We start from the raw sequence: 1,074 nt of genomic DNA on the forward strand, positions 1-1,074 counted from the left end.
TGCGACTGGTCGACCTTGATGTCCTTGCCGGTGGACTTCTTGTAGCTCGCGGCGAAGGCCACGTTGATGTCCTTGTAGAACTCGCGCGCCACGTCGTACGAGACGTTGAGCAGCGTGGTCTGGGCGGATGCCAGCGCGGAAGTGGAGAGGGCGACGGCGGCCAGGGCCACGCGCAGGGTGTTGTTCATGGGAGCTCCAAACGGAAACAGGATGTGAAGAATTCTGAGCGCGGGCCCGGCGAATCCAAACGACTTTGTTCTTGTTTCCTTATGTGCCTCGGGCATAAGCCCGGGTCAGGCAGGTTCCACCGCGCGGCTGGCGGCGGGCACATCGGCCCCGAGCGACTGCAGCAGAGCGAGACCCAGCGGCCAGGGACCATGGCCCGAGTCCACGTTGATGTGGCCGGCATCGTTGAGTCGCACGAACTCACTGCCCCACGCCCGCGCGTAGGCGCCGGCCGTGCGCACCGGGCAATACGGGTCGTTGCTGCTGGCCACGAGGATGCTGCGGTAGGGCAGGCGCTGGTAGGGCACAGGCGCGAAATCGGCCAGCACACCCCGGCGCTCGGGGTCGGCCGGCGCCACCAGCAGCGCGCCCTGGATGCGCTGCGCCACCTCGGGCGGCAGGTGGGTGGTGGTGATGCATCCCAGGCTGTGGGCGACCACCACCACGGGGCCGGGCGCACGCTCGATGGTCTCGCTCAAGCGCGCGACCCAGGCATTGCGCACGGGCGCGACCCAGTCGTCCTGCTCCACCCGCAGCACCGAGGGCAGGCTGTCGGACCACAGGGTCTGCCAGTGGCCCGGGCCGGAATTGCGCCAGCCGGGGATGACGATGACGGTGGGGCTTGTCATGCCGCGCGCGCTCAGCGGTTGGGCTGCGGCGTGAGGCGCAGGCAGGGCCGCACGGCGCGGGTGTTGCGGCCGGTGCTGGCGGGGTCACCCGCCCAGGTGGGGAAACGGATCGGGCTGGCGGTGGAGTCCTGGGTGAAGTCCGGGGCGGTGTCGCCGAGTCGAAGGGTGCTCATGGAGGTGTCCTGGATCGATGCAAAACTGCATTCTCTGGAGCACTTCC

General features: G+C 68.7%; 1 protein-coding gene and 2 pseudogenes. All 3 read right to left on the reverse strand.

Annotated features, from left to right (window positions below; translation table 11 throughout):
* A pseudogene (locus IV113_RS22675) lies at nt 1-188 on the reverse strand (sulfate ABC transporter substrate-binding protein); the annotation flags it as partial.
* Nucleotides 189-293: 105 nt separating this feature from the next.
* Nucleotides 294-854, reverse strand: a complete 561-nt coding sequence (locus tag IV113_RS22680; RefSeq protein WP_291089954.1) for an alpha/beta hydrolase — start codon at nt 852-854, stop codon at nt 294-296.
* Between the two features lie 83 nt (nt 855-937).
* Nucleotides 938-1,027: pseudogene (locus IV113_RS22685) on the reverse strand (peroxidase); the annotation flags it as partial.
* Nucleotides 1,028-1,074 lie beyond the last annotated feature (47 nt).

The sequence above is a fragment of the Hydrogenophaga sp. genome (assembly GCF_018780385.1).
In the GTDB taxonomy this organism is placed as follows: domain Bacteria; phylum Pseudomonadota; class Gammaproteobacteria; order Burkholderiales; family Burkholderiaceae_C; genus Hydrogenophaga.